The 8,153-nt window shown below is 69.9% G+C and carries 5 protein-coding genes and 1 pseudogene; 3 read left to right on the top strand and 3 right to left on the bottom strand.

Annotated elements, in window-relative coordinates; all coding sequences use genetic code 11:
* Positions 1-255 precede the first annotated feature (255 nt).
* The gene (locus tag ACFVXE_RS38175; protein WP_389678319.1) at positions 256-1,146 is read right to left on the bottom strand and encodes a LysR family transcriptional regulator; all 891 of its coding nucleotides are present in this window, start codon (positions 1,144-1,146) and stop codon (positions 256-258) included.
* Positions 1,147-1,412: 266 nt separating this feature from the next.
* Here ACFVXE_RS38175 and ACFVXE_RS38170 point away from each other — a divergent pair, with 266 nt between their 5' ends.
* On the top strand, positions 1,413-2,600 hold the full coding sequence (locus ACFVXE_RS38170; protein WP_389678317.1) for an MFS transporter: 1,188 nt from the start codon (positions 1,413-1,415) through the stop codon (positions 2,598-2,600).
* Between the two features lie 499 nt (positions 2,601-3,099).
* Positions 3,100-3,255: an ANTAR domain-containing protein gene (locus ACFVXE_RS38165; RefSeq protein ID WP_389678315.1), complete on the top strand. Its 156-nt coding sequence runs from the start codon at positions 3,100-3,102 to the stop codon at positions 3,253-3,255.
* Between the two features lie 119 nt (positions 3,256-3,374).
* Here ACFVXE_RS38165 and uvrA read toward each other — a convergent pair whose 3' ends face one another.
* Positions 3,375-5,846: an excinuclease ABC subunit UvrA gene (uvrA, locus tag ACFVXE_RS38160; protein WP_389678314.1), complete on the bottom strand. Its 2,472-nt coding sequence runs from the start codon at positions 5,844-5,846 to the stop codon at positions 3,375-3,377.
* 165 nt (positions 5,847-6,011) lie between these two features.
* A pseudogene (locus ACFVXE_RS38155) lies at positions 6,012-6,470 on the bottom strand (transposase family protein); the annotation flags it as partial.
* Positions 6,471-6,481: 11 nt separating this feature from the next.
* Here ACFVXE_RS38155 and ACFVXE_RS38150 point away from each other — a divergent pair.
* Positions 6,482-8,062 (top strand): hypothetical protein, encoded by a 1,581-nt coding sequence (locus ACFVXE_RS38150; RefSeq protein WP_389678312.1) that lies wholly within the window; start codon positions 6,482-6,484, stop codon positions 8,060-8,062.
* Positions 8,063-8,153: the final 91 nt, after the last annotated feature.

Below are 8,153 nucleotides of genomic sequence, written 5' to 3'. Positions count from 1 at the left end.
CCGTAGGGCGCATCCGCGACATCAGCGGCAGCAACCTCGCGAACGTCGAGGACCGCCTCAACCTCCAGGTGGCGACCCGAGTGTGGACGATCGTGCTGGGCGGCCCCGGCTGATGCCCCGCTGGAACCGACGCCGCCTGTGGACGACGGCAGCCTGAGCGTCAGCGGACGCTGCGGCAGATGTCGCCGCCGGAGCGAGGCGAGCGCAGAGGGCCGGACACCACCGACGGGAGACGCCCGGGCCGCGGCCCGGGCGTCACAGGGCGATGACGTGGTGGTCGACCAGGTCGAGCAGCGCCCGCAGGGCCGAGCTGGGCCGCCGGGTCGACGACGTGCCGAGATGCATGCTCCAGCGGAGCATGGTGCCGTGGACGTCCAGGACTTGCAGGCCGGGGTTGCGGGCAACGGCGAACGCGGGCAGGAAGGCGATGCCCAGGCCGTGCCGGACCAGTGCCGCCCCCATGTCGATGTCGGGCACTTCCAGTGCCACCCGGCGTACGACGCCCGCCACCGCGAACGCCCGGTCGACCACCTCGCGGTTGCCGTAGCCCGGCGGGAAGTCCACGAAGGGCTCCGCCGCGAGGTCCGCAAGTGCCACCTCCCCCCGCTGCGCGAGCGGATGGGCGGCGCTCACCACCAGGACGAGCGGCACGGTGGTCAGCTCCCGTGCGTCGATCCCGGCGGGTTTGTGCTCGGGCAGCGACAGGAAAGCCACGTCCAGGTCCCCGCTGAGCAGTGCGTGCGCCAGTCCCGCCGATCCGGTCGTCGCCAGCCGCAGTCGGACGTCGATCGCCGGATGCCGCGCGTGCAGCTGCCCGAGGAGCGCAGGCAGGTCCACCACCTCGACCGAGGCCATGGCGCCCACATTCACCGTGCCGCGCAGCGTGTCCTGTGCGGCGCGCACGGCGTCCTGGGCCGCCTGGGCGGCGTGCAGGGTGGCCCGAGCCTCCGGCAGCAGCGCCGCGCCCGCCCCGGTGAGCCGGACCTGCTGCGACGTGCGCTCGAACAGCGCGCAACCGAGCTCGCGCTCCAGGGAACGGATCGCGGCGGACACGCCGGACTGCACCACGTGCAGCCGTCGGGCGGCACGCGTGAAACTCAGCTCCTCGGCGACCGCGATGAAGTGCTCCAGCTGACGTAGCTCCACACGAGAAGTATCACTCGCATTGCTCGAGCCCAGCAAAAACATTCGTTCGCACTGATCCCGGCTGGTGAGGAGGATGGAAAGCACCGTCCACTTCCGCCTGAGGAGGGGTACCCCTGCCTGCCGTTCCGACGCCGCTGAGCCGTCCCACAGCCGACGCTCCCGACGACCTGACCCATCCGATCCCAGCACCCGCTCCCGCCGACCTGCCACCCCGCGACCCCGCCCGGCATCGTGCCTCGCACACGACCGGCTTTTGGTTCGTGGCGGTGGCCTTCACCGTGCTTATGGCCTTCGGTACCGCGCCGACCCCGCTGTGGCCGCTGTACGAGGCCCGGGACCACTTCGGCGCGACCACGGTCACGGTGGCGTACGCCTCGATGGTCGTGGGCGCAGCGGCCGCCTTCCTCGGACTGGGACACCTGTCGGACCGGCTCGGCCGACGGCGCGTCATCGTCCCGGCGCTGCTGGTGGGCATCGTCGCGTCGGTCGTACTGATCGCGTGGCGGGACCTGCCGGGGCTGATCGCGGGCAGGATCCTGAACGGTGTCGGACTGGGGTTGATGGCCTCGACCGCGACGACGTACCTGCACGACCTCCACCACGAGGCGCGTCCGGAACGGACGGGTTCGGTGCTGCCCGGCGTCGTGGCCACCGCCGCCAACCTCGGCGGCCTGGCCTCAGGGCCCCTGGTCGCCGGAGCCGCCGCCGAGTGGCTTCCCACGCCCCTGATCACCGCCCAGGCGATCTTCACGCTCGCCATGGCAGTGTGCCTGGCGCTGGTGCTGTCCACCCCGGAGACCGTGGACCTGGAGCTGCCCGCGGCCGAACCGCCCAGCAGGTTCGTCCTGCGCCCCGGCGGCGGGCGGACGTTCGGCGCGGCCGGCGCGCTGGGCGCCTTCGCCTTCGCGATCCTCGGCCTGATCTCCTCCCTCGGGGCGAGCGTGCTCCATGGCACCCTGCACACCGACTCGCACCTCGTGGTCGGCTTGTCGGCCTTCCTCATGTTCGGTTCCGCGGCGGCCTCCCAGCTGGTGCTGGGCCGCCTCCCACTGCCCCGGGTCCTGACCGTGGGGGCAGTGGTGTTCCCGGTCGGCCTGGTCCTGTGCGCCGTCGCCCTCTACCACCCGGCGCTCTGGCTCTACCTGGTCGCCGTGTCCCTGTCGGGAGCCGGCTCCGGGCTGCTGTTCAAGGGAGGCGTCGAACGTGCCGTTTCAGTGGCCGAGCCCGCCTCACGCGCGGGGGTCCTCGCCGTGTTCTTCGTCGTCGCGTACCTGGGAATGGGCCTGCCCTCCGTCCTGTTCAGCATTGCCCTGCGGCATTTCGCCGTGCAGACCGCGATGATCGGCTTCGCGGCGGTCCTCTCCTGCGGCGCCGTTGTGTCGGTCGCCGTCGCGTTGCGCGATCGCGCACCCGGTCCCGGCGCGCTCTCGGCGCAGTCCGCTCGCCCATCCTGACCTCCCTGCGGCGCATGCGACACCGGTTGTCCGGGAGGCGCGGACCTGGGTACTCGGTGCGGGCGCGCGTGACACGGATCCACGGCAGACGGGAGGTCCGAGATGTCTGCGGAATCGGCCAGGACTATCGCGCTCCCCGCCGGTGAGGAGATCGCGGCGCTCGGGCAGGGCACCCGGTGAACCGCCTGCAATGTGTGATGGAGACGTCCAGGCTCAAGACACTGGCGTCGAAGCACAGATCGACCGTCACGAAGATGGCCCGCAAGTACAGAGCGATCATCGACACCCCGGACGGCCCTCGAAAATGACTTGAAGTCATCGTCGAGCGCGGAGGTGAGAAGAGGGCGCTGGTTGCCCGCTTCGGCGGCATCCCGCTCAAACGGCAGCGCACAGCGGTAATGGCCGACCGGGAGCCGTTGAAACCCAACCACATCAGCACCACCGAGTTGGTGAGGCGGCTCCTCGCGGACTGCTGCGACGGTCTGCCGCGCCCACCAGCATGCGGCCGGGGCCCGCAATCAGGGCGATCTGCAGGGCGATCGGCATCGTCGTCACGCTGGCCTGCCTGCGCGTGGAGGACGGCCGGGACGTCCTACGGGAGATCTCCCAGCACACCGACATCAAGATGCGCCACGTCGCCGAACTCATTGTGTAATGGGCCCAGGCGGGACACCTCGCGAGCGATCTCCGCCACAAGCTGGAACGCAGCATGGCGACGCGCGCGACCCTGCGCCCCGAACCCGGCTGACTGGTGCTCAGCCCCTCGCGCCGTCGTCAGGAGCGCGCTAGCCGGGCCGCGAGATAGGGCGCGGTGGCGCTGCGGCGGGCCCTCGCCACCTTGGCCGGCGGGCCCGCGGCGACCACCCGCCCGCCCGCGTCGCCGCCGCCCGGCCCGAGGTCGATGACCCAGTCGGCGGTGGCGATCGTGTCCAGGTCGTGCTCGACGAGGACGACCGTGTTGCCGGCGTCGACGAGCCGGTGCAGCTGTCGCAGCAGCAGCGCGATGTCCGAGGGGTGCAGCCCCGCCGTCGGCTCGTCGAGCAGGTAGAGCGCGTGCCCGCGGCGGGCTCGCTGCAGTTCGGTGGCCAGTTTGATGCGTTGCGCCTCACCACCGCTGAGTTCCGTCGCGGGCTGGCCCAGCCGCAGGTACCCCAGTCCCACCTCGCGCAACGTCTCCAGACTGCGGGAGGCGGCCGGGACGGCGGACAGGAACTTGGCGGCGGCGTCGACGGACAGCGCAAGTATTTCCGCGATGTTCTTGCCGCGGTAGGTGACTTCCAGCGTTTCGGCGTTGTACCGGGCGCCCTGGCAGGTCGGGCACGGCGCGTAGGTGCCGGGCAGGAACAGCAGTTCCACCGCGACGAATCCTTCGCCCTTGCAGGTCTCGCACCGCCCTTCGGGCACATTGAAGGAGAACCGCCCGGCCGAGTAGCCGCGCGCCCTGGCCTCGTCCGTCGCCGCGTACAGCTTGCGCACCGCGTCGAACATCCCCGTGTACGTGGCCAGGTTGGACCGGGGAGTTCGGCCGATGGGCCGTTGGTCGACCCGGACCAGCCGGTCGAACGACTCGACCCCCGACGCGTCCTGGACGTCGACCTCCAGCCGCGCCTCGTCGGGCTCCTCGGGTACGAGTCCGAGGTGGCCGCGGACGACCTCGGCGAGCACCTGCGTCACCAGCGTCGACTTTCCGGAACCGGACACGCCCGTCACCGCCGTCAGTACACAGAGCGGTACGTCGACGGACACGTCGTGCAGATTGTGGCGGGAGACTCCGCTCAGGTGCAGCCAGCCATGCGGTGTGCGCGGGCGGTGATCGAGCGGCTGGGCACGCCCGAACAGGTACTGGCTCGTGGCCGACTCCCCGACCCGCTCAAGACCGGCGACCGGGCCGCTGTACAGCACGCGTCCGCCGCCCTCACCCGCGCCGGGCCCGATGTCGACCACCCAGTCCGCCCGCCGTACGACGTCCATGTCGTGCTCGACGACGAACAGCGAGTTGCCCGCCGCCTTGAGGCGGTCCAGCACGTCCAGCAGTGGTTCCGCGTCAGCTGGGTGCAGGCCCGCGGAGGGTTCGTCGAGAACGTAGACGACGCCGAACAGCCCGGAGCGCAGCTGGGTGGCGATCCGCAGGCGCTGCGCCTCGCCGGGCGACAGGGTCGTCGAGCGGCGCCCGAGGCTGAGATATCCGAGGCCCAGGTCGATCAGTACGTCGACCCGCGCGACCAGATCGCCGCAGATCCGGACCGCGACCTCGGTCGTCTCCCCGGATCGGGCGGTCGACGTGGTGGCGTCGGCCTCGGACCGCCCCGCGACGGGCCGCAGCAGCGCTACGACTTCGGTGAGCGGCATCGCGTTGATCTCGGCGATGGAACGTCCGGCGAAGGTCACGGCGAGCGCCTCGGGCCGCAGTCCGCTGCCGTGACACTCGGGGCAGGGCACACTCCTGACGAACCGGAGCGCCCGTTCACGCATCTTCTCGCTCTTGGAGTCGGCCAGGACGTGCATGACGTGCTTGCGGGCGCTCCAGAACTTGCCCTGGTAGCCGTAGTCGACGCGGTCCTCCTCCGGCTCGATGTACACGGAGGGCTGCTCGTCCGTGTACAGCAGCCAGTCCCGGTCCTTCTTCCTGAGCCTGCGCCACGGTCGGTCGATGTCGATCCCCAGGCCGCTCACGACACTGCGCAGGTTGGCGCCCTGCCAGGCGCCCGGCCAGGCGGCGATCGCCCCCTCGCGGATGCTCAGCGAGGGGTCCGGGACGAGCAGGTCCTCGGCGACGTCGTGCACGACGCCCAGTCCGTGGCACTCCGGGCAGGCGCCGGCCGCGGTGTTGGGTGAGAACGACTCGGCCTCCAGCCGCGCGGCCCGGGGCGGATAGGTGCCGGCGCGGGAGTACAGCATGCGCAGCAGATTGGACAGCGTGGTGATGGTGCCGACCGTCGATCGCGAGCTGGGCGCCCCGCGTCGTTGCTGCAGGGCCACGGCGGGTGGCAGTCCGGTGATTTCCTGCACGTGCGGTGCGCCGACCTGTTGCAACAGCCTTCGGGCGTACGGTGCTACGGACTCGAAGTAGCGCCGCTGGGCCTCCGCGTAGAGCGTGCCGAACGCGAGCGAGGACTTGCCCGAACCGGAGACGCCGGTGAAGGCGACCATCGCGTCCCGCGGAACGTCGACATCGATGTTCCGCAGGTTGTTCTCACTGGCGCCCCGGACATGCACGAAGGGGTCGGTCGCGTCCTTGTTCACCATTCCTGATTACCTGATCGCACCGGGAACCGCGCGACAGGCGCCGTCACCGGGCCCCGCTCACACGAGCGTCCGGAGTATCCCGGATCCATTTCGATACACGGCCCTGTAAAGCGTGTTGCAAGGGTGTGGGTAGGCAGGTTGAGCTGCGGTTCGGGGCCTTGCTGGTCATGCCGTGAGGGCGAGGTTGTGCATGCGGGCGATGGCCTGGACAGCGTGGTGGAGACTGTCGCCGCGCTGCCGGCAGTCGCGGAGGATCTTGTAGTTCTTCATGCGGGCGAAGGCGTGCTCGACGCGGGCGCGGACCTTGCGGTGCTCGGCGTTGTCCGCTTTCTCGCCCGCGAGGAGGGGACGTCCTGGGCGTTCGCGGTGCGGGACGACGAGCCCGGTGTTGATGTAGGCGCCGTCTGCCAGCACGGTCACGTCCTGGCAGTGTTCGGCCAGGCCGGATTCTCTCCACACGCGGGCGTCTGCCCGGTTGCCGGGCGAGGGACGAGCTGTGGCGATGACCAGTTTCGTGGCGGCGTCAATGATGACCTGCACATTCGCCGAGAACCGTCGGTTGCGGCTGGAGGCGCCGACCTGCCGGTCACGGACCGGGATCAGCGTGCCGTCCACCCACAACCGGTATCCGCCTCGTGCACGAGCACCGGGAAGAGACGGGCAACCTGATCCGCACCGCGGGCCCCGGCCGGTGGCGGGCCATGGAGGCACTCGGCATCGTGCTGGTGTCGGACGAGGGGACGCAACGACTGCGGTGTGAGCAGGAACGCCGCAGTGACATGGACGAGCAGGAACAGTGCGGTGTAGAGGCAGTGATGCCCATGAACAAGGTGATCGGTGACGAGGTTGAACAGGAGGCAGGCCTGCTGCCGATCGATCTCGTCGCGGTGCCCGGGGTGGCGCGGAGCGGGTGTTCGCGGTGGCGCACGCAACCGTGGCCCGGTGGTGGAGCAGGCCCTGCACGGGGAGGACGAGGAGATCTGCCCGCACCGCCTGCACCTGCTGGCAGGGGCCAGCGTGTCACGCGGCGTCGGCGATACCTCGAGGGCATCCTGTGGGCACGGGCGGTCGGGGGCAGCCGACGAGAAGGAGTCATGCGGGTGTCGTCTCAGGGCGTTACGGTCGTAGCTCTCCTGGCGGATCCGGATGCGCCGACGGAGATCGCGCAGCGCATGGCCCAGATACTTTCCACTCGGCTTGCCGACAAGTCGGGCCAGGGCCGACGTTTCGACGTCGAGGTGGTCAGTGAGCCTTTCACCGCAGGGACCGAGGACCCGCCCACCTTGATGCGCCGGATCATGGACCGCGGAAGAGCTGAGAATTGGGACATTGTCGTGGCCCTCACCGACCTTCCGCTGCACTCACACGGGCGCAAGCTCGTTGTGGATCTGAGTCACGAACACGGCTTGGCGCTGCTGTCTCTTCCTCCGCTGGGGGGCTTGCGACTGCAGACCAGGGCCCGGCGGGCCGTGGAAGAAGCCGTGCTCAGTTTGGCGGGTCCGCGGGCCACCGGGGCTGGAGGACCTCCGCAGAGTCAGCCGCTTCTGGGGCCCTTCGTCAGTCGTCTCGCGCCTGTTCACCCGGGCCCGATCGGTGAGGAGGAGACCGCTGATCTTCGGTACGTCGTAAGCGGGCCGCGCGGTTACCTGAGGGTGCTCGTCGGTATGGTCCGCGCCAACCGGCCGTGGCGGTTGGTGCCGGGCTTGTCGAAAGCCCTGGCGGCCGCACTCGCCACGGGAGCAGTCGCCACCGTGAACTCCACCATCTGGGGCCTGGCCGAGTACCTGAGCGCGCCACGCCTCGTGATCGCGATGGTCGGGTCTGTCGGGCTCATGGTCGGCTGGCTGATCGTCGACGCGCAGCTGTGGCATCGATCAACAGAGGTCTCGCCGGAGGCGAGGCAGAGGGCGAGGCTCTACAACGCCTCGACGGTCATGACCGTGGGTATCGGGGTGCTCGTCTGCTACGGCGGTTTGATCGTCATCAACTTGGTGTGGGCTCTGTTCATCATCAACGGCCAAGTGTTCGCTTCCGTGACACGAACACCGCTGCACGCCGCGGAATACTTGACGTTGTCATGGTTCGTCGCTTCGGTCGCCACCGTGGGCGGCGCGCTGGGATCAGGCTTGGAGAGCGACGAGGCGATCCGGGCAGCCGCCTACTCCAAGCGCGAACAGGAACGTCGCCACATGCTCCAGGACGACCACGGCGACTAGTAGTGCTTGGTCATGTTGGTGCGGGGTCTGGCATGTCGCGGTGACAGGTGGGGCAGGCGCCGGTCCAGATCACGAGGAGTATCTGCAGCTC

Origin of the sequence: Streptomyces sp. NPDC058231, from assembly GCF_042882275.1 — a bacterium.
Lineage (GTDB): Bacteria > Actinomycetota > Actinomycetes > Streptomycetales > Streptomycetaceae > Streptomyces.
The sequence above is the reverse complement of the archived record's forward strand: the minus strand, read 5'-3'. Positions and strand labels throughout refer to the sequence as shown.